Annotated in this window: 17 protein-coding genes; 13 read left to right on the forward strand and 4 right to left on the reverse strand. The window is 65.1% G+C overall.

The window, feature by feature from the left end; genetic code table 11:
• Positions 1–2,777: hypothetical protein (locus ABFE16_15735; GenBank protein ID MEN6346753.1), on the reverse strand; the 2,777-nt coding region annotated here is incomplete at its 3' end.
• A gap of 281 nt (positions 2,778–3,058) precedes the next feature.
• Between ABFE16_15735 and ABFE16_15740 the strand changes: the two genes are divergently transcribed.
• The 9 genes from ABFE16_15740 to ABFE16_15780 all read left to right on the forward strand — a co-directional run bounded on the left by ABFE16_15740 (position 3,059) and on the right by ABFE16_15780 (position 12,439).
• On the forward strand, positions 3,059–3,685 hold the full coding sequence (locus ABFE16_15740; protein ID MEN6346754.1) for a hypothetical protein: 627 nt from the start codon (positions 3,059–3,061) through the stop codon (positions 3,683–3,685).
• Positions 3,686–3,712: 27 nt separating this feature from the next.
• Positions 3,713–4,192, forward strand: a complete 480-nt coding sequence (locus ABFE16_15745; protein ID MEN6346755.1) for an NAD(P)H-dependent oxidoreductase — start codon at positions 3,713–3,715, stop codon at positions 4,190–4,192.
• Between the two features lie 89 nt (positions 4,193–4,281).
• The gene (gene cmk / locus ABFE16_15750; protein ID MEN6346756.1) at positions 4,282–4,971 is read left to right on the forward strand and encodes a (d)CMP kinase; all 690 of its coding nucleotides are present in this window, start codon (positions 4,282–4,284) and stop codon (positions 4,969–4,971) included.
• Positions 4,968–5,741 carry a lysophospholipid acyltransferase family protein gene (locus tag ABFE16_15755; GenBank protein MEN6346757.1) on the forward strand — a complete coding sequence of 258 codons (774 nt, stop codon included), beginning with the start codon at positions 4,968–4,970 and terminating at the stop codon, positions 5,739–5,741. Before cmk ends, ABFE16_15755 begins: the two co-directional genes overlap by 4 nt.
• An 11-nt stretch (positions 5,742–5,752) precedes the next feature.
• Positions 5,753–6,139 carry a VOC family protein gene (locus ABFE16_15760; protein MEN6346758.1) on the forward strand — a complete coding sequence of 129 codons (387 nt, stop codon included), beginning with the start codon at positions 5,753–5,755 and terminating at the stop codon, positions 6,137–6,139.
• Positions 6,140–6,187: 48 nt separating this feature from the next.
• Positions 6,188–6,697: a nitroreductase family protein gene (locus ABFE16_15765; GenBank protein MEN6346759.1), complete on the forward strand. Its 510-nt coding sequence runs from the start codon at positions 6,188–6,190 to the stop codon at positions 6,695–6,697.
• 48 nt (positions 6,698–6,745) lie between these two features.
• Complete coding sequence (locus ABFE16_15770; GenBank protein ID MEN6346760.1) at positions 6,746–7,750, forward strand: uroporphyrinogen decarboxylase family protein; 1,005 nt, start codon at positions 6,746–6,748, stop codon at positions 7,748–7,750.
• Positions 7,751–7,848: 98 nt separating this feature from the next.
• Positions 7,849–8,937 (forward strand): DUF362 domain-containing protein, encoded by a 1,089-nt coding sequence (locus ABFE16_15775; protein MEN6346761.1) that lies wholly within the window; start codon positions 7,849–7,851, stop codon positions 8,935–8,937.
• Between the two features lie 31 nt (positions 8,938–8,968).
• The gene (locus tag ABFE16_15780) at positions 8,969–12,439 is read left to right on the forward strand and encodes a GH116 family glycosyl-hydrolase (protein MEN6346762.1); all 3,471 of its coding nucleotides are present in this window, start codon (positions 8,969–8,971) and stop codon (positions 12,437–12,439) included.
• A gap of 10 nt (positions 12,440–12,449) precedes the next feature.
• Here ABFE16_15780 and ABFE16_15785 read toward each other — a convergent pair whose 3' ends face one another.
• Complete coding sequence (locus ABFE16_15785; GenBank protein MEN6346763.1) at positions 12,450–13,370, reverse strand: sugar phosphate isomerase/epimerase family protein; 921 nt, start codon at positions 13,368–13,370, stop codon at positions 12,450–12,452.
• 40 nt (positions 13,371–13,410) lie between these two features.
• On the reverse strand, positions 13,411–14,220 hold the full coding sequence (locus tag ABFE16_15790; protein ID MEN6346764.1) for a hypothetical protein: 810 nt from the start codon (positions 14,218–14,220) through the stop codon (positions 13,411–13,413).
• Positions 14,221–14,447: 227 nt separating this feature from the next.
• On the opposite strand from ABFE16_15790, the gene mdh reads away from it, so the two are divergent.
• The 3 genes from mdh (at position 14,448) to ABFE16_15805 (ending at position 17,927) form a co-directional block, all read left to right on the forward strand.
• A complete protein-coding gene (gene mdh / locus ABFE16_15795; GenBank protein MEN6346765.1) occupies positions 14,448–15,380 on the forward strand; it encodes a malate dehydrogenase in 933 nt (310 codons plus the stop codon).
• A gap of 154 nt (positions 15,381–15,534) precedes the next feature.
• Positions 15,535–16,185 carry an MBL fold metallo-hydrolase gene (locus tag ABFE16_15800; GenBank protein MEN6346766.1) on the forward strand — a complete coding sequence of 217 codons (651 nt, stop codon included), beginning with the start codon at positions 15,535–15,537 and terminating at the stop codon, positions 16,183–16,185.
• A gap of 185 nt (positions 16,186–16,370) precedes the next feature.
• Complete coding sequence (locus ABFE16_15805) at positions 16,371–17,927, forward strand: ATP-binding protein (protein ID MEN6346767.1); 1,557 nt, start codon at positions 16,371–16,373, stop codon at positions 17,925–17,927.
• Between the two features lie 12 nt (positions 17,928–17,939).
• On the opposite strand, the gene ABFE16_15810 is transcribed toward ABFE16_15805, so the two are convergent.
• Positions 17,940–18,770 carry an amidohydrolase family protein gene (locus ABFE16_15810; GenBank protein MEN6346768.1) on the reverse strand — a complete coding sequence of 277 codons (831 nt, stop codon included), beginning with the start codon at positions 18,768–18,770 and terminating at the stop codon, positions 17,940–17,942.
• A gap of 196 nt (positions 18,771–18,966) precedes the next feature.
• On the opposite strand from ABFE16_15810, the gene ABFE16_15815 reads away from it, so the two are divergent.
• On the forward strand, positions 18,967–20,472 hold the full coding sequence (locus ABFE16_15815; GenBank protein ID MEN6346769.1) for an FGGY family carbohydrate kinase: 1,506 nt from the start codon (positions 18,967–18,969) through the stop codon (positions 20,470–20,472).
• Positions 20,473–20,516 lie beyond the last annotated feature (44 nt).

Raw genomic sequence — 20,516 nt, forward strand, 5'->3', positions numbered from 1 at the left:
TAGAGCTTCAGCGGGTCGTCTTGGCCCTTGCCGACATCGATGCCAAAGGGGAGCGCCCAGAGGTCGGTGAGGACCGCCTTCCGGGTCTGCTCGATCTTCTGGTAGGACTTGATGTAGGTGTCGTAGATGAAGCCGAGGACCCAGACCTTGTTGCCCTCGCCCTTGAGCAGGGCGGACCAGAAGCTGTAGTTCTGGCGCTTCTGCTCCTCGATCTTCTTCTGGATCGCGCCGTCGTCGAACCAGAGCTCCTTCTCCAGCCGCGCGATCTCCTTCTTCAGCTCGTCCTCGTTGGCGCCCTTGATCGCCGCCTCGAGCGTATCGGCCAGGGCGACCCAGAGGGACTTGCGAAGCTCGTCCTTGAGGCTTTGCAGCATCTTCTCGCGCTCGTCATGCCACTGGTCGTTGGGCAGGTTCTCCGGCGTCCCCCAGGTGGCTCGCAGCAGTCCGGTCCAGCTACGAATCGCGCCGCTGGTCGGGAAGAAGCGCTCCAGGCGGTCGAGCTTTGTGTTGAAGCTGAAGCGGTCGAACTCGTCGGGGATCAGGGTGCGCCAGTAGCGCAGTCCGGGACTCGAGGACAGCCAGGACAGCGGGTCCTCAAAGCGAGCGACGATGGCGGCGCGATCACCGGGAGGAGTGATCTCCTCGTCGGGGTTGCCGGTGAACCTGCAGATCTTGCCGTCCTGGAACTCGGTGATCGCCAGCATGTCGGCGATGGCGGTGGCGAAGTCGGCCTCGGTGATCTGCGCATCGACGCGTTCGAGGACGACCTTGGCGGCGTAGAACTGGAAGGTCCAGGGCATGTACCAGAAGGCGACACCCATGATGACGGGAGCCGGGCTACCCTCGTGGCAGGCGTCGTAGATGCTCTTAGGCATCCACAGCCAGGGCCACTTCATGAGGGCGGCGAGCGTTCCGAACTCCTTCGCGGCGGCCAGGAACCCGTCGGTGCTGTTGGGTGCGCTCCAGTAGGCGTCGTAGACGCTGATGCTGACGAAGGCCCACTCGTTCATCTTGAGGAGCGCGGAGCCCTGGATGGTCTGCGCCATCTTCTCGTTGAACTCCTGGACCTTCTCGTGGACCTTCGCGAGGTTGGGGTTGCGCTTCTTCGCCTCGGTGACGAAGTGGTTGACGGCTTCCTCCGTCCAGCCGAGCTTCTCGCGCAGGTAAGACTTGAACTTGACGATGGCCTCGCCGCCGAAGAGACGCTCAAGGACCGTGGGCTTCATCTCGGCGTCAAGCTCGGAGAGCATCCGCTCCAGCTCCGTCTGCTCGGCGGCGGTGAGCTTGCCGTCTTCGTACTTGAGCCCCAGGTCCAGGATTCGGGTGAGGCGCTCCGGAGGAGTCGTTGGCGGGTTGCCGCGATTGTAGGCATCGACTTCAGCCCGCAGGTCGCCCCAGAGCTGCTTCAGGGCCGAGGCACGGTCGGCGTCGGCAGGGATCTTGGTTATGTCCAGCAGGCGCAGGGCAAGGCCCTTGGAGGCGTTGAGGTCGATTGCCTTCTGGGCCTGGGTCATGAGGTCGCTGACGACCTGCATCGCCTGCTCCGGGGTTGCCTGCCCGTTGAGGCGTCCACCGGTCAGAGCCTCCAAGATACGGGCGACCTCCGCCGGATCGGTGGTCTGGTTGATGCGGTTCATGGCCGCAGCGAGGGTCGGGTTGTTCGAGACGAAGGGGTCCCAGCCGGAGGCGGCTCCAGCCTTCTGAGCCGTCAGGTAACTGCGGTGTGTTAGCTTGATGACCTTGATGGCGGCCTGGGCCGCGCTGTAGGGTCCGACGTTCTCACCGGCGAGAGCCTGCTGGACCTCAAGCAGCACATGGCGGTTCAGTTCGAGGCTGATCATGGGCTCGTCGGCGAGGGTGATCTTAGGGGGCTCGAAGGCCTGGTTCTGGCGGAAGGCCCGCTCCCAGAGAAGTCGCTCGCCGGTGGTGGCCTCGAAGGTCACGGTGGGCTGACCGTCCTGGTCGGTCACGCGGACGATCTTGCAGGTGCCGCGCCGCAGCAAGTCCATCTCGGCCCACTTACGGCCCCAGTTGCCGATGTAGACGTCGAACCCGCCCTGACCGTGGGCAGTGATGGTTACCGTGAGCTGGTCCATCTTCAGGCCGGTGGAGGTCTGCAGGCGGCGGTTGATGTAGTCGACAAGCTCCAGATTCACCTGGCTGTTGCTGCACAGGGAGCTGAGGTCGATGTCGCCCTCAAAGGTCATCTTGGCCAGGGATCGCTTGACCCAGGAGCCGATGTCCATCTCGCCGTAGACGGTGGCGAAGGCCTCCGTGCCCTGAGTAGCCAGGTAGTCGGCCAGGCCCTGCTCCCAGGCCTGCCCCACGACCTCCACGCGGCCGGTCATCAGGGCGCGCTCGGCCACGAGGAAGCGCTCGTTCCACCACTGGCCACCCGCTTCGGCGCCCAGCTCACCGGGTGCTGCGTTGGCGTTGCGTGCATCGGCTTTGTAGCGGCGCAGACTGTCGACGGTGAGGCCGTTGGCGCCCAACTGCCTGAGGAAGTCGCGGGTGATTTCCGCCAGCTTGCGGCGGCCCTGCTCGGATAGTGTCGCCGGTGCGCCAGGGTCTGTGAGAGCGGGATCGAAAGCGGGCTGGAGGCCCTCCGCGCGCAGTCGTTGTGCGAGGGTGGTCAGTAGTCCCTCGATGACCTGGTTGCGAGCCTCCTGAGCGTTGCCGGCATAGGCCGCGAGGAGAAAGACCAGCACAAGTAGAAGGAGTGCAAGTACGGGAAGGTGGGCAGAACGGGGAACGGGTCGGCGACCGCTGGGCTCCATCGTGTCCTCCTTGGTGCTCGGCTGCGTACCTTGGCAGGAAGGGTCGTCTTGTGTTAGTTTCGCCGGAACCTTTCAGGCCTCCTCCCGGGTTGAACCAAAGGGTTGGTGGCGAGTCGGGCTGTCACGCAAGTACGCTTGACAAGCCACTACCCGGGCGCATTACAATCAACATACTCAAGCCCTCCACGGGGGTGGGCAGGCTTACGAAAAGCTACGCTTCGCACGGCATGCATTTCCAGGCTTGGACGTTCCCCGGAGAGCCCTCTATGGGGTGACCAGCTATGTCAGCCGCTCCTTCAATGATGGACGAGAAGTACCGTAAGGCCGTACAGGGTCTTAAGCTCAACATGGACGAGATGGCGAGCTACACCGACCGGGTATGCAACCAGCTCAACATGTCGGCGGCCGCACGCACGGCCGCTGAGAGGGTCTACAAGTCCTTCGTGTGCGGCAAGAAGCTCCTCTTCTTCCAGCGGTACGGGGAGGAGAAGCGCTGGTTCCTGCGCCTGATGATCCGTCTCGCGCTGGCCACCGATCCGAACCTGATTCCCAAGGCCGACCAGGTGGCGCGGTACTACGGTGCGAACTACGCCTTTGAGTGGGTTCAGAGCGATATCACCGCCAACGCCCGCGAAGAGGCTCGCGCGACGATTCTGTCTGTCGGGGACTCCTCCTACGGCGGGACGGGAATGGCCGCGGCCTACGCCTTCGCCCGTTGCCACTACAAGGCGCTGAAGTTCCAGGCCCTTGGCGACTACGGCAAGACCTACGCCCTGGGTGCACGCCTCGAGGCCAGTGGTGACTTCAACCTCAAGGATGATGAGACTCGGCGCGAGTTGGGGCTGGACAAACTTCACCAGCGCCGCGAAGCTCTGCTCGGACAGGACGGGGCGTCCCCGGGCAACTAAGCGGCACGGACTTCGGAGGGATGAGCGATGGCCAAGGTTATTGTGACCTTCTACTCCCGCTCGGGCAACACGAAGGCGATGGCGGACTTCGTCGCCGCCGGGGTGAAGGAAGTCTCCGGGGTACAGATCGACGTGAAGCCGGTGGGCGACGTCACGCCCGACGATCTGCTGCAGTATGACGCGCTGATCCTGGGGTCGCCTGTGTACTACGGGTCGATGGCCGCCGAGGTCAAGCAGCTTATCGACGAGAGCGTCTGCCACCACGGGAAGCTCACCGGCAAGGTCGGTGGGGCCTTCGCCTCGTCGGGTGGCCTCGCAGGCGGCAACGAGACGACGTGTCTGGACCTCGTGAAGGCTCTGCTCATTCACGGCATGGTCGTTCAGGGCGAGGCCGGCGGCGACCACTACGGCGCTGTGGCCGTCGGCGCCCCTGACGAACGCTCGCAGAAGGAATGCCGCAAACTCGGTCGACGCGTGGCAGAGCTTGCGGTGAGGCTTTTCGGTTAGTCTGTGCAGGACACAGGAACAGCGACGCCCGGGCGAGGCTGGAGCCTTGCCCGTCACTTTCTGTGTGCCTGCTTAAGGGAGGGACCGGTTTGCCCCGCAGAGTCCAGGTAGCTATTGATGGGCCGGCCGGCGCAGGCAAGAGCACCATCGCCCAGGGTGCGGCGAAGGAACTGGGCTACCTCTACATCGACACCGGCGCTATGTACCGCGCTGTGGCGTATCGAGCGCTGAAGGCCGGTCTAGAGGTCGAGCATGATGCCGGGGCAATCGGCGACCTTGCCGGCACCCTTCGGTTCGAGTTCCGCGATCTTGCCGGCGAGCGACGGCTCTTCGTGGACGACGAGGATGTCTCCGAGGTCATCCGGACGCCCCAGGTCGGTAACCTCTCCTCACCGGTGTCGGCGATCCCCGCCGTGCGTGAGCATCTGCTGGTTGAGCAGCGCCGCATGGCGACCGCCGGTGGCACAGTGATGGAGGGACGCGACATAGGCACCGTGGTTCTGCCCGGCGCCGAGGTCAAAATCTTCCTCACAGCCACGCCGCAGGAACGAGCGAGACGCCGCCAGGCCCAGCTCCAGGAGAAGGGCATCACCCAGGAGCTGTCGGTGATCCTCGCGGACATCCTCGAGCGAGACCACCGTGACAGCACGCGGGCCACTGCCCCACTACGAAAGGCCGAGGACGCGGTCGAGATCGTCAGCGACGGCATGACCCAGGAGCAGGTCATTGCGAAGGTGTGTGCGATCGTCCGGTGCGCTGAGGAGGCCGTTGCGGAATGAGCGCTTCGGAGATTCGGCCACCGGATAAGCAGGTACGGTGGCACTACCGCCAGGTGGTGAACTGGTTCGGTCCCTCGCTCATGCGGGCGCTCGGAGGCTGGCAGGTGAGCGGTCGTGAGAAGGTGCCGACCGAAGGGGCTGCCCTGCTGTGCCCCAATCACGTGTCATACCTCGACCCGCCGCTGGTGGGCGTTGCGGTGCAGTTTCGGCGCTGCTGCTACATGGCCCGGGCGAACCTGTTCCGGATTCCCGTCCTGGGGTGGTTCATCCGCAAGTCCTACTCCTACCCGGTCGACCGCGACGAGGGCGGACGTCAGGCCCTGCGCATCGCCGCAACTCTTCTCGCCGCGGGGGAGCTTGTCGTCATCTTCCCGGAGGGCACGCGCAGCCCCGACGGTGACCTCATGGAGGGCGAGCCGGGCGCCGTGTTCATCGCCTCTCGGGCGAAGGTGCCGATCGTCCCCGTGGCCATCTGGGGGACCAACATCATCCTCCCGCGCCACGGTGGCGGCCTTCACCGCTGTCCCGTCTACATGAAGTTCGGTGAGCCCATGCACCTGCCCGAGCCAGCGGAAGGTCAGCGGCTGAGCAAGGAGCAGATCCAGGAGCTTACCCGCGAACTGATGTCGCGAATCGCCGCCCTCCAGGCGGAACTGAAGCAGGAGATTCCCCAGAAGGTCCAGGACCGGGCAGCACGCCTCAAGGCACGCTGCGACGCCCGTCACCCTCAGGACCAGGGGACCACTCCCCCACCAACCACCACCGAGTAAGGAGAACCAAGATGCCCAGCAAGATTCACCATGTGGCGCTTGAAGTTGCCGACGCAGCCAAGTCCGAGGCCTTCTACTGCGGTCTGCTTGGCTTCAAGAAGGTTGGAGAGCACTACTTCGCAGACCGCGGTCGCCGGATCGTCTTCCTCGATCTTGACGGCGTCTGCATCGAGCTGCTGGCCGACGAGGGCTGCGAGGCCTACGAGGAGCCACCCGCCAAGAAGCTCGGTTACAAGCACCTGGCGCTGCTGACCGACGACGTGAAGGCTGACTGTGAGAAAGTGCGTGCAGCCGGGTTCAAGGTCCGCCTCGAACCCGTTGACACCGCCCTTGGCTCTCGCATCTGCTACGTCGAAGACCCGGACGGCCTTCCTGTGGAGCTGTGGCAGAACCTGTAGGCACTCTGTGTCGGCGCTTCATCCTGACTCGTGGAGGCGATGCCAACCATGCTAAAAGAGATCTGGGGTCGCACCAGCGTCCGCAAGTACAAGGCAGATCCGGTACCGGAAGAGGTCGTGCAGGAGATCCTCGAGGCCGCTTTCCATGCCCCGACGGCCAACAACGCCCGGCCCTGGCATGTGGTCGTGGTGAGGGATGCGGCGAAGCGACAGCAGCTCGCGAAGACCCACCAGTGGGCCGGCTTCTGCGCCCAGTCACCCGTCGTGCTGGCCTTCTGCGCAGACCCGGCCCGCTCGTCGCACTGGTGGATTGAGGACTGCAGCGCGGCCGTCGAGAACGCTATGATTGAGGCTGTCGCTAAGGGTCTGGGCACCTGCTGGATCGGGATTCGTGGCGGCGACGGCAAGGACTTCTCGCGGGAGAACTACGTCCGCGAGGCCCTTGGCATCCCGGCTCACATACGGGTCCTTGCCCTTGTGAGCCTGGGCTATCCGGCCGACGAGCCACAGCCCAAGCAGCCTGGTCCGATGGACGCGATCCACCTCGACCAGTGGTAGCTCGAGTGCTCTCAGCATCCGGTGTATGAAGGTCGGGAGGTGTCCCCGGTGACCCACAAGGAACGCGTCTACGCAGCCCTGCGTCATGAGCAGCCGGACAAGACGCCCTATGTGATCGGCCTTACCCAGCGGGCTCACGCCGCCATGGTGGCGCACTATGGCAACGACGACTACCTCAAGCTCCTCGACAACTCCATGGTCTCGCTCGGTGCCAACTCCGGCCCGAAGGACCAGTGGCTGGACGAGAACACCTGGCAGGACGAGTTCGGCGTCCAGTGGGACCGGAGCATTGACAAGGACATCGGCAACGTCTGCAACCGCGTGATCCCCGAGCGCGACCTGGAGGGCCTGGAACTGCCCAACCCTCAGGCGCCGGACAAGTTCGCGGGCTTTGCGGAACAGGTCGCCCGGTACCCCGACCACTTTGTCCAGTTCCACGTCGGGTTCTCTCTGTTCGAGCGCGCCTGGACGATGCGGGGAATGGAGAACCTCTTCCTGGACATGATCGAGGCGCCCGACTTCGTGGATGCGCTCCTCGACGCCATCTGCGACTACAACGTCGCCCTGGTCACTCGCGCCCTCGAGTACGACGTCGATGCGGTGCACTTTGGTGACGACTGGGGCTCCCAGCGCGGCCTGCTTATGGGTCCGCGCCTCTGGGAGCGGTTCATCAGGCCTCGCCTGGAGCGCACCTACCGGGTCGTGAAGGAGCACGGCAAGTTCGTCACCATCCACTCCTGCGGCAAGGTGCAGGAGCTCTTCCCGCAACTGATTGAGATCGGGCTGGACTGTTTCAACCCCTTCCAACCCGAGGTCATGGACCCCTTCGAGATGAAGCGACAGTTCGGTGACCGGCTCAGCTTCTGGGGCGGCGTGAGCACTCAGCGCCTGCTCCCCTATGGCACCGTCGATGAGGTACGCAGCGAGGTACGGGCGCTGATTGCCGAGGTCGGACGCGGTGGCGGCTACATCTGTGCCCCCGCACACTCCATTCCGGCTGACGCGAAGCCCGAGAACATCGTCGCCCTCATCGAGACCGTGAACGACCAGTAGACAGTCGTCGGAGGAGACGCTCGGCGCCTTGTCGTGCAGAGCAACTGCCCCGGTGTCCGTCGCGTCTCCTCCGATCCTCCCCGAAAGGTGATCCCTGCATGTCCAAGCTGCTATTTGCCGATGCACACGTCCCACGGTTGTCCGCCGATGCCTCGCTACCCGCGAAGTTCCGCCGACTTCTCGCGCAGGCCGACTTCGGCTCGCGTTTCAACAAGAAGACCGTCGCGATCAAGATGCACCTCGGCGGCCACCTTGGCTTCACGACCATCCACCCACTCTTCGTGCGCATGGTCGTTCAGGCCGTTAAGGACGCCGGTGGCAGGCCTTTCTGCACGGACGGCACTCCGGCCCTGCCCGGTGCGGTTGCTCGTGGCTACACCCAGGAGGTACTGGGCTGTCCGGTGCTTCCTGCCGCAGGCGTCGCGGACAAGTACTACTACGAGGCCGAGGTCGGCTTCGAGTCTCTGAAGACGGTTCAGCTCTGCGGGAACATCGTGGATGCCGACGCCATGATCGTCTTTAGCCACGTGAAGGGCCATGGCAACTGCGCCTACGGCGCCGCCATCAAGAACATCGCCATGGGCTGCGTCGCCTGTGAGAGTCGGGGCCGCATCCACGCGCTGATGTCGGGGCTCTTTACCTGGGATGAAGACGAATGCATCCACTGCAACCAGTGCGTTGAGAGTTGCCCCACGGGAGCCGCCAGCTTCGACGACAAGGAGCGCTTCCGGGTCTCCGACCACCACTGCCGGTACTGCAACCACTGTGTCGAGGCTTGCCCGAAGCACTGCATCACGATCGACGAGTCGCGCTACCAGCAGTTCCAGCGCGGGATGGCGCTGACGGTGAAGGCCTGCGTGGACCGCTTCGACGCCGGCAGCGTGTACTACATCAACCAGTTGCTGAACATCACGCCGCTGTGCGACTGCTGGGGCTTCTCCTCGCAGTCGCTCGTGCCGGACATCGGCATCCTGGCCGGCGAGGACATCGCGGCCATCGAGCAGGCCAGCCTGGATATGATCAAGGTCGAGAACTACATCCCCGGCACGCTGCCTGAGCAGTTGAAGATGGGCGACACGGGGCACCTGTTCCAGCGGATTCACAACAAGGACCCGTACATCCAGGTTGAGGCTGCCGTCGACGCCGGACTCGGAAGTCGGGAGTACGAGATTGTGACCGTGGAGTAGTCGCAGCCGTCTCCAACCGGGAGGGACGACCGTGTCGCCGAGACTCTTGCCGGCCCTGTTCGTGTGTCTGGTCGTCGCAAGCTCCGCATCGGCAGACTTCGATCCGGCAACAGGGCGCATCAGTGATGCGCGGTGGAAGTCCGGCGTCCCTCTCGGTGGAATCGGCGTTGGCGCTGTCGAAGTGCTCACCGACGGCGCCTTCGGGCGGGCGACGATCAACCACAACTGGGACCGTCCGACCGGACTGCTGCGTGGGTCCTTCGCGGCGGTCTGGGCAAAGTCGGGCGACAGGACCTGCACACGACTCCTGCGCCTCGCGCAGTCAGGTGAGTATGCCGGTGTCGCGAACATCGCCCACACCTCCTACCTGGGGCTGTACCCACGAGCTGAGGTCCGCTTCGAGGACCCGGAGCTTCCGATCGAGGTACAGCTTCAGGCCTACTCGCCGCTGATCCCCCGCAAGGTCAAGGACTCCTCGCTTCCCGTCGCCTTCCTCGACTACACGCTCCACAACCCGACCACAGCGCCGGTGGAGGCTGCACTGGTGCTCTCGTGGGAAAACCTCCTGGGCTTCGGCGGTCGCAGGGAAGTGAAGTGGGATTCTGCGGAGGGCAACTCCGAATCGCCGCTGCGGGTCGGGGTCATGCAGGGGCTGCGCTTCAGCACCACCCAGTCGTACCCGGGGATGCAGCAGAACACCGTGGGTGAGTACTTCCTGGGCGTGGAGGCGGAGGGCGTCAAGGTCACGCTCTGCCCCACCTGGGATAGCGGCTCGGAGAGTATTGGGTTCTACCCCTCCTTTGCGGCGACCGGACAACTTGCACCCCTGGTAAAGAAGGAACTCAAAGGGCGACCGGCCGGCGCGGTCTGTGCTTCGGTCATGCTGGCGCCGGGCGAGACACGTGTGCTGCGGTTTCTCCTCGCCTGGGACATGCCCTGGTTCCGCATGGACCGTGAGGAGAAGGGACCCACCGGGCGGTTCCTCGAGCACGCCGACGCAGGTCGTGCCGCCTGTGACGGTGACCTGAAGACTCGATGGACGAGCAACTCGCGGCCGATGAGGTCCGGTGACCAGTTCAGTCTCGACCTGGGTTCCGCTGTGCCGGTTCAGGGCGTGGTGCTGGACTCCTCGCCGTCGCCGAACGACTACCCGCGGGGCTATGTGATCGAGGTCTCGACCGACGGACAGACCTGGAAAACCGTAGCCGAGGCAACCCGCGAGGAAGCAGAGGCGGCACAACAGGCAGCGGTCTTGACCGTGCGCTTCTCCCCCACTGTCGCCCGGTATCTGCGCATCACCAACCAGGGCGACGAGACGACCTGGTACTGGTCGATTCACGAGGTACGAGTGCTCGGTCCCGAGGGCCCCGTGGACCTCACGAGAGCCAGGACGTCGGATCGTGTCGCTGAGGTCGCGACGCGGCGGCACATGGAGGACGCCGGCCACTACCACAGCAACAGCTTCGCCGGTGTGGCCGAGATCGTTGCCTATGCGCAGGCACAGCGTGAGCGGCTTCTGCGCGAGACCCGGGAGTGGCAGGACCAGATCAGCGCCTCGAACCTGCCCTTCTGGCTCAAACTCAAGCTCATCAACTGCGCCTTCACGATGTACTCCGACACGGTGCTCACGCGGGACGGCCGGTTCGCGGTCATGGAAAGCCCGATCGACATGAACGGAGCGCTGGGGACGATGGACCAGCGGATGGCCGCCCATGCCTTCTACACGCAGATGTACCCGGAGCTGGACAAGGGCGAGCTTGACCTCTTCCTGCAGTGTCAGCAGCCGGACGGCCGGGTCACGCACTTCGACGGCAACTTCCACGAGGTGATCGGCGACCCGGCCGTGGGCTATGGTGTCACCGACTGGCCCGACCTCTCCTCAGCCTGGGTCCTGCAGGTGCTCAAGGAGTACCGCTGGACGGGAGACCGCGCCTTCCTGGACAAGTGTTGGCCGGGCGTCAAGAAGGCCCTCGCGTGGCTGCAGAGCGCGGACAAGGACGGAGACCTGATCCCCGAAGGCGGCAGCACCTACGACTACGAGCAGCTTCCGCGCGGCGCCTTCGTGTACTCGGCGAGCTGCTATCTGGGCGCACTCCTTGGGGCTGAGGCGATTGCGCAGGTCGAGGGAGACGCTGGCCTTGCGCATGCCTACCGCGACCGCTTTGAGGCTGTGCAGCGGTCCGTGATGAAGCGGCTGTGGAACGGTCGCTTCTTCATGAAGTGGCGGTCAGGAACTACGGAGGCGGTGAATCCGAACAGCTTCGTCGCCGCCCTCGCCGGAGACTGGCTCGCGCATCTGTGCGGGCTTCGGGACACCTTGCCGCGCACGATCCTGGACCGCGAGACCGAGCAGCTTCTCGCGCGTCACCTCAAGGCCTTCTTCCCTGTGCCGCCGATGGAGGTTACGGAGGACGGCCGCCTTGCGACCGGCTCCTGCTTCATGCTCCAGCATGAGCCGTACCTGGGCTGCGAAGCGCTCTATCGAGGTTTCGCGGACGATGGTCTGGAAGTGCTGCGCCGGGTGTACTACTGCGCCTGGGAGAAGAACCGCAACCCCTGGGAGCAGTCGCTGTGCTACGCGGCGCCGGGCGGGGCTCAGGGCGGCCTGCGCACCTACATGACCTGCCCGACGACCTACCATGTCCTCAACGCCCTGTCGGGGGTCACGCTCAACGTGCCCGCAGAGACGCTGTTCGTGTCGCCAAGGCTGCCCAGCGGTCTTCAGGAGTTGCACCTGCCGGTCTTCCTGGCCGACTTCTGGGGCTGGCTGGACTACATGCCGGCGAAGCACCTGCTGCGATTCACGGTCACCAAGACCTTCGGGGATGCTCAGCACGAATTCACGACGGTGGCGCGGGATGGGAACGCGACGCACCTGTTGCTGCCCGCGGTCTTCAAGGCTCAGACCGGCGCCGTCCTGGACCTTTCGCCCTGGATCACGACGCTGGCACCCTTCCCCACCTCTCGCCAGGTGACTGTGACCGTGCCAAAGCCAAGTCCGGCGCAGCGTCCCGGTCTGTCGCCGGTGGGCTGGCAGGCGACGGCGATCAGTCCCGCGGGATCTCAGGGGTCTGCCACGGAGCCGCAACTGGCCTTCGACGGTGACCTGACGACGCGCTGGACGACCGGCCGAGGGATGAAGCCCGGTGACTGGTTTGTGGTCGATCTCGGGCACCCGGAGCGGATCAACCGCGTCTGGGCCGACGTGGCCGCTTCACCGATGGACTACCCTCGCGGGTACGAGATCGCGGTATCGTTGGAAGGGACGCAGTGGAGGACGGTGGTGGAGGCAGACGAGGGGACTTCGCGCCGGTCGGTACGACATGGGGTGTGGCGGGCGAGCTTCGATGCGGTCGAAGCCCGGTTCGTGAGGATCACGCAGAGAGGTTCGCACGACCATTGGTGGTGGTCGATGCATGAGCTGTACGTGCTCCCCGAGAGCTACCAGGCGCCGATCAGCTCATCCGAACTCAACGTCCAGAAGAAGCGAGCCGGCAAGTAGCCGGGGCTTCTCAGCCGCGGCAGGGACCGCGGTAGAGTCGCGAGCCACCGTAGGCCTGCGCGATCTCGGCGAGGTGATCGGCGTCACGCCGGAGTTGGCCCCTGCGGTTGTGGCCGAGGAACTTGCCGAGGGACTCGTCCTCGATGTTGAGTCCTCCGCTGTAGCCGGCTTCCCACAGGAGGCGGGCCAATCGTCGGTGGTCGACGTCGCCATCGGGGATCGGGCACACGTGCTCACCATAGCCCCAGCCGGGCTGCCGGGAGACCTCTCGGCGCTCGGGCTCGAAGCTGAGGTTCTTGCAGTGCACGTGCTTGACATAGGGCGCGAAGTGCTCGGCCATGGTGTAGACCTGCTGCAGCGGCATTCCGGCCCAGTAGAAGTTCGCGGTGTCGAGGGTGAGGCCGACTCGCGGTGAGGCAACGGCGTCGAGCACCCTCTGGAGCCATTGCGGATCGTTGCCCTGGTATCCGTGGTTTTCGATCCCCAGAGGAACCTGCGTGTCTGGAACCCTCTGCAGCACCTTCAGCACGGCCTTGGCGTAGATACCGGCCCGCTCGGTGAGGGATAGCTCCTGCTGGCCGGTCATCACGGCGTCGATTCGGACCGCATCGACGCCCAGGGCTGCTCCCAGGCGGATCCCGGCCGCCACCCACTCGATTTCGGCCTCCAGGTCGACCGCATGGAAGTTGTTGGCCAGAAGCAGCCCCGAGATGTGGATACCCTCCTGCGCGTAGGCATGGCGCAAGGTCGTCAGGGAAGCGTCCTCGACGAGGCGTAAGCGCGGCTCGTCAAGCACCTTGCCCGGCATCGGAAGGCTCAGGTCACGGCCCAGTGCCAGCTCAATCGCATCGAGCTCGAGGTCGCGCAGGCCCTCCAGAAGGGTCGCGTAGCCTGCCTGTCGCAGGGTCATGTCGCGAACAGCCACGTACATGATGGGTTCCTCGCCTGGATTGCGGATTCGTCGCCTCTGGTTAGCGGCGACGAGACGGCTTTGCATCAAAGGGCCGTCGGAGAAGGCGCCAGAGCAGTCCGGGAAGGGCAACGATGGCCGCCACGATGGCCGTGGCCACGACTGCCAGGGCCAGGACAGAGAACAGCCAGCGCAGCGCCTGCACCGTCACTGTCGAATACCACTTCCAGGCCGCGGAGGCCGGGTGCCCCAGTCCCAGGTAGAGCGTGATGCCGACCACCAGAAGGGACACAAGCGTCACGGGCACCAGACTGCGGCGGAAGTCGGTGTCGCTGGGCGCCATCTCGGCCCCGATGGAGAAGCCGAGATACAGGAACAGGTAGGTGCGCCAACTCTCCCGGTCCAGCGCCAGGAGGGTCTTCCTGACGGTACCGATCAGGAAGCTCAGCGCGCCGGCCTCCACCCCATTCCCAGCTCGCACGATGTCAAGGCCCAGCAGGACCGCCAGCCCGTCCAGAAACAGGACGCCTACCAACATGGGAGCCAGGGCAGCAGCAGCCGTCGCCAGCCAGGGTGAGGCCAAAGGACTCCAGGGCTTGCCGGGCTGACAGAGTCCGCGCCCCTTGGGGTCGGTTACGGTGACCTCGAAGCGCTTGACCCGAAAGCCGAAGAGCACGTAGCCCAGGGCGTGGCTCAGCTCATGGACGAAGTTGCCCGGCAGCCGCAGCCAGCGGACCCACCATCCACCGCCCTGACCTCTACCTGCCACGGACTGAAGCCCCAGCACAAAGAGGATACGGGACAGGCAGTAGAGAATCAGTACTTCGACGGTGACGATCAGGACCATTTCTGTCAGCACGGCAGGGCGCATGGCGGGCATTATAGGCCAAAGCCGGGACCACGGGAAGTGCCGCCCGGCGGCTGGATAGTGCCCTCGGCACAGCAACCAGGGAGGGACGCCAGACTGTAGACCAGACCATACCCGGTGACGCGACAGCTTAGTCTGTGACTTATACGAACGGCAACAGCACACGGGTCCGTCCCAGTGACGGCGAAGGTTTTGCGAACCACATCACCGCGAACTGAGAGGGAAGCTGCATGAAGGTTACCGTCGTCGGAGCAGGCAATGTCGGAGCCACTTGCGCACAGCGCATTCTCGAGTCGCACCTGGCGGACGTGTACCTGGTCGACAGCGCACCGGGTCTCGCCGCCGGGAAGGCCCTGGATCTGGCTGAGGCGGCACCAGTGGTCGGGTACAGTTGCCGCGTCACAGGTGGCGAGGACTACGGTCCTGTCGAGGGGTCTGACCTCGTCGTCATCACCGCCGGCGTTCCGCGTCGCCCGGGCATGTCACGCAGTGACCTGCTGGCGACCAATGGCGAGATCGCGCGAAGGGTCGTTACCCAGGTCATGGAGCGCGCGCCGGGGACCATGCTGCTGATGGTCGCCAACCCGCTCGACGTGACCACCCATATCGCAGCGGAGACCTCCGGCCTTCCCCGCGAGCGCGTCTTCGGCATGGCCGGTGTGCTGGATACCGCACGTTTCCAGACCTTCATCGCCCTGGAGCTCGGCTGCTCGCCCCAGAACGTGATGGCGATGGTTCTGGGTGGTCACGGCGACAGCATGGTTCCTCTGCCCCGTCACGCGAGCGTCAGCGGGATTCCGGTCACGGACCTGATCGGGCCGGACCGTATTGAGCAGATTGTGCAGCGTACTCGCGACGGCGGCGCGGAGATCGTGAACCTGCTCAAGACCGGCAGCGCCTTCTACGCTCCCGCGGCGTCGGTCGTGCAGATGGTCTCAGCGGTCCTGCGCGACGAGAAACGGGTGCTGCCTACCTGCGTGCGTCTGGAGGGCGAGTACGGCCTCAAGGACGTGTTCCTCGGTGTGCCTGCCAAGCTCGGTCGCGGTGGCATTGAGAAGGTCGTGGAGGTCTCACTTGACGCGGAGGAGCAAGCCGCCCTGGAGGCTTCGGCACAGATTGTGCGTGAGACCATCGAGGCCTGGGCGGCCACTCAGGGAAGCTAAGCTCCCGGACACCTCACCGTGCGCTTGCCTGTAAGCAGGCCTCCTGGAAACACCGCGGAAACGCGTTGCGGCTATCCTTACAGGTGGCTGGAGTGCAGGGCTGCCTGCGTTCGTCCAGAGTTCGGGAGACCTTCCCCACGGTTGGAGGTGTGCCATGACCATCAAGTTCATCGGGCATGCGTGCTTTCTGCTGACTTCCAGCGATGGCTTCCGTGTCCTGACGGATCCCTACGAGCCGAACGCCTTCGGCAACACCCTGAACTACAGGCCCGTCACGGATGAGGCCGACGTGGTCCTCGTCAGCCACGACCATGCCGACCACAACTACGTGCGCGGTGTGCCCGGCATCCCAGAGGTGTGCCGTGATTCCTGCCGGGTTGGTGGGATGGAGTTCCATGCGACGAGGGTGCCCCATGACGATGCGGGGGGTCGCAAGCGCGGCCAGGTAGTGGTGTTCACCTTCGAGCTGGATGGCCTGCGGTGCTGTCATCTGGCCGACATCGGCACTGCCCTCACGCCGGAGCAAGTGCAGTCCATCGGCCCCGTCGATGTGCTCATGATTCCGGTGGGCGGCACCTACACGGTCGATGCGCAGGGAGCCTGGAAGCTCATCGAGCAACTGAAGCCGCGCCTCGCCATCCCCATGCACTACAAGACCCCGCAGACCCAGCTTCCTCTCGCCCCACTGGACGCCTTCACAAAAGGCAGACCGGAAGTGGAGCGCATCGAAGGGCACACGTTTGAGGTCACAGCGGAGGGCCTCGGTGACCGCCTGCGAGTGGTGATTCTGGCGCCCTCCAACTAGCGTGGCTTTGCGCTGCGAGTTGCTCAAGGGCCCCGCGCAGAAGTGCGGGGCCCTTCGTGTTTTGGCGGCTGGGAGGTTGTGTGCCGGCGTCTGTGGGGCTCAAGTCTGCGCGGATTATCCCGATGTAGTGACGAGTGAGAACATCACCGTCGCCAACCGCGTTGGCCTTCCCGAAGGTGATGCCGATGGCACTTCCGCGACCACAGCCGCTGGATAGCCGTCCGAGGTCAACCCCGAATCCAGAGCTGCCGGCACTGCATCACCAGACGGCGCCGACGTCTCCACGCCACGCGCCACTGGTGGTTCAGGTTGGCCCGGAAGGCACCGTTCGCAGAGTCAGTGAGGCCTGGCTCCCCTTCTGCGACGGCAGCACCGTCTCGATGATCGGCCGCAGTTGGGAGGAGGTGGCGCCGAGGCTGGGGCTCGATGAGGCTCCCGCAGAAACGGTGCGTCGCGCACTCGCCCAGAGAAGTGCCTTGCCTGTGCAGGGCGACATCCGCGACCTGTGCGGTGAGGCCGCGCCGATACACGGGATGGTCTCGCCCGTCTTTGACTCGCAGGGGTTTCCGGATGGCGTCCTGCTCTGCGCCGTGAGCCCCGAGCGACCCTGGGCTGACCGACCGCGCTTGCGGGAGCTCGAGCGTCTCGCAGCGCTGTCCGAAGTGGCCGGTGGCGTTGCGCATGAGCTCAAGAACCCACTCACGGCCCTGGCCGGTCTCGCCGAGTTGCTGGCGGCCGAGGAGGTCGGCAGTCAGGCCCGCCGCTATGTGGGGGCGATGAAGTCGCAGACGCAGCGCGCCCTCCGGATCGTGTCCAGTTTCCTGAGCGTTCTATCCCCGCCAAAGCCGGTGCGCCGGCCGGTGAGTCTGACCGTCGTCGCCGAAGAAGCGCTCGAGCTTATGCGCTACCAACTGGAGGTCGACGGCGTCGAGGTGAAGGCGATCCTGGACCCGGAGACTCCCTTCGTGAGCGGCAATCCGCACGAGATCCAGCAGGTCGCGGTCAATCTGCTGTCCAACGCCCACCAGGCCGTTGGGGACTGCCCGGAACGGACTGTCGAGGTTGAGACGCGAGCGCGGGGCGACTGTGTGCAGCTTCTGGTACGCGATAGCGGTCCCGGCATACCCGCGTCCGTCCTGCCACAGATCTTCGAGCCCTTCTTCACCACCAAACCGGAGGACCGGGGAACCGGCCTTGGGCTGACGATCTCTCTGGGCCTCGCCCAGCAGCATGGCGGCAGTCTGACAGCCCGCAATCACGAGGCGGGCGGAGCGGAGTTCATCCTGGAGCTTCCTGCAAGTAGCACCCAGACCCCGCGTCCTCAGAAGCAGATCATTGCTGTCGAGGAGCCCCCGGAGCGAGAAGACGACGCTGCGGCACGTGGTCGCCTGCTGGTCGTCGACGACGAGGAGTCCCTCCGCGTGCTCATGGTGGAGGCGTTGCGTGCCGGCGGGTACCAGGTCGACGCCGCAGAGGACGGCGAGGAGGCCCTGCAGCAGCTTCAGGGCAAAGGGTATGACCTCGTCATCTGCGACCTGAGGATGCCCGGCCTCAGCGGCGAAGACCTCTATGAGCAGCTACGCGCGACGGCTCCGGAGTTGACCTCTCGCTTCATCTTCGTCACGGGTGACATCCTCGCCGGTGACCCCGACGGCTTCGTGCAGCGCTCGGGTAGCCGCATCCTCGAGAAGCCCTTCACCCTCAGACAGCTACTGGACACCACGCGGGCCGCTCTCCGATAGGTGGCACGAGCCCTAACCGAAGAACAAGCGCTCCGAGGTCCCGCAGAGGACCTGCGCCACCTCAGCCTCGGTGAGGAAATCGAGGCGGTCGCGGATCAGGGCCACACTGTCCTCGTAACGCTCGCTCTGCACCTGGTAGGGGCAGTCGGTCGCCCACAGCATCCGCTCAGCCCCGTAGGCATCGCGCACCTTGTGGATCAGGGGTGCAAGGTCGTCGTGCGGCGGCGTCTTGGCACCGAGGGCGTAGAAGGCGGAGACCTTCACCAGGCAGTTCGGCAGGCGTGCCGGACTCAGAAGCGCAGCGCTGTCGGCCTCGCAGATTTCGCCGGACGCCCCCACTCGGCCGAGATGGTCGATCACGAAGAACGTGCCCGGGAAGGCCTCGGCTGCCCTCTCCATTGCCCCGATACGCTCGGGGTCGATGAGTGGACAGACCACCAGCCCGAGCTCTCCCGCGAGCCCGAGCAACTGCGCATAGGAAGTGTCTTCGAGCATGGGGAGCGGGTCTCCGGTGCGCTGGTAGACCCTCAGTCCACGCACGCCGCGAGCACGCAGGCGCGCCAGTTCGGCTCCCAGATCAGGGCGGTTGTGGTCGACCACTGCTACGCCGCGCAGGCTCTCGGGGTAGCGCTGGATGGTGTCGAGCATGTAGGAGTTGTCGAAGCCGTAGAAGCTCATCTGGATCAGCACCACACGGTCGACACCCACAGGGCGGCAATGTGCGAAGAGCTCCTCCGCAGTGAAGGTCGGCGGCTTCATGTCGCTTCTCACAAACCCTTCCGCCAGCGGGTAGCCCTCCAGGTCGTCGGTCCAGACGTGAACGTGTGCGTCAATCATGCCCATCGTCGCAGCCTTCCTTCATCGGCCAGACTTCGTGTCAGGTCCTTCAGTGCAGGAATTCCTCCTCAGGGTGGCGAAGGCCTGCCGGGCTCGCCTCAGGGCACTGAGCCTGAGGTGTGTGGCTGACCAGACGGCGTCGTCGGAGGCGAGGCTTCGGCAGTGCCGGTGGCACTCCGCGCGCCCCTAAGGAGACTCCTGCATGAGCAACCAGGTTGCTATCGTTATAGACTGCGGTTCGACCAACATCACCGTTCTTGCCGTCGACCCGACCGGCAAGATCATCGCCGGCGCGAGCCGTCCCAATGAGGCCGTTCCGCAGCCCAACTCGCCCCAGGGCTGGATGATCTGGGACCTCGACGCCTTGTCCGGCCGCATCTGCGCCTGCTGCCAGGAGCTGATGCCCAAGCTCACGAAGGCCGAGATCAAGGCGGTCACCGTGGATACCTGGGGTGCCGATGGGGCTCCCGTCCGGGCTGACGGATCACTCTCCTACCCTCTCATCTGTTGGCAGGATTCGCGAACCGAGGGACTTGCGGCCAGTATGGGGGACCGGATCCCAACCTGGGACCTCTTCCAGGAGACCGGCTACCAGGTGATCCCCTTCAACAGTCTCCTGCGTCTCATCTGGCTGCGTGAAAACGCCCCGCAGGCACTGGAGGACGCCGACTGCTTCATGATGACGCCGGGGCTGCTGAGCTATCTGCTCTGCGGCGAGAGGTCGATGGACCCGACGGCCGGCGCCACCATGATGGCGATGGACCTTGGTGCCCGTGACTGGTCGCCGCGGATGCTGGGGCTCGCGGGTCTTGACGCTTCCTTCTTCCCGCGCTGGACGGAGCCCGGAGCAGTGATCGGCAAGGTCCATGCTGCCGGTGCGGCTGCCACGGGCCTGCCTGTCGGGACCCCCGTCATCGCTGCCGGTCACGACACCCAGTTTGCAGCGGTCGGCTGTGGCGCTCGCCCCGGCGAAGCGGTTCTGAGCAGTGGCACCTGGGAGATCCTGATGCTGCGCCATGACCGCTTCTCGCCGACGCGCTTTGGCTTGGAGGAGGGGCTGCTGTACGAAGTTGACGCTGAACCTGGGCTGTGGAACCCGCAACTGCTGATGATGGGTTCGGGGGTGCTGGAGTGGCTGCGCGACGGCTTCTTCGCCGACCTGAAGGGCCGGGGCGATGCCTACGATGTGATGATCGCCGAGGCCCGCAGGTTCGCAGCGGGGTCCGACGGCGTGACGCTACTGCCGAGCTTCGTCGCGAGCACCGGCCCGACGAAGAAGCATGGGACGAAGGGAAGCCTGCTGGGGCTCGAGATCACCACTGAGCGTGGCCAGGTGTACCGCGCTGCGTTGGAGGGTCTCAGCTTCCAACTGCGGCACGCGCTGGAGATACTGTGCGAGGCGACAGGCTTCCAGGCTCAGGGTGTGCGGGTCGTCGGCGGCGGCTCAAAGAACGTGCTGTGGAACCAGATCCGCGCGGATGTGACCGGCCTGCCGATTACGATCACCGAACAGAAGGAAGCAACGGTTCTTGGTGCCGCCATGTTCGCGCTGGTGGGTGCCGGCGTCTTCGAGAGCGTCAGCCAGGCCCAGGACGCGATGAACGTCGGCGAGATGATTGTGGAGCCCGGACCGGAGGCTGCTGCCTACGCCGACCTGTACGCGCAGTACCGTTCGGTGCCGCCGGCGCTGGAGGACTTCTACGCCTGATCGCCGCGAGGCTCAGGCACAAAGAAAAAGCCCGGCAGGAGCGC

This window comes from Armatimonadia bacterium, assembly GCA_039679385.1.
Lineage (GTDB): Bacteria > Armatimonadota > Zipacnadia > Zipacnadales > JABUFB01 > JAJFTQ01.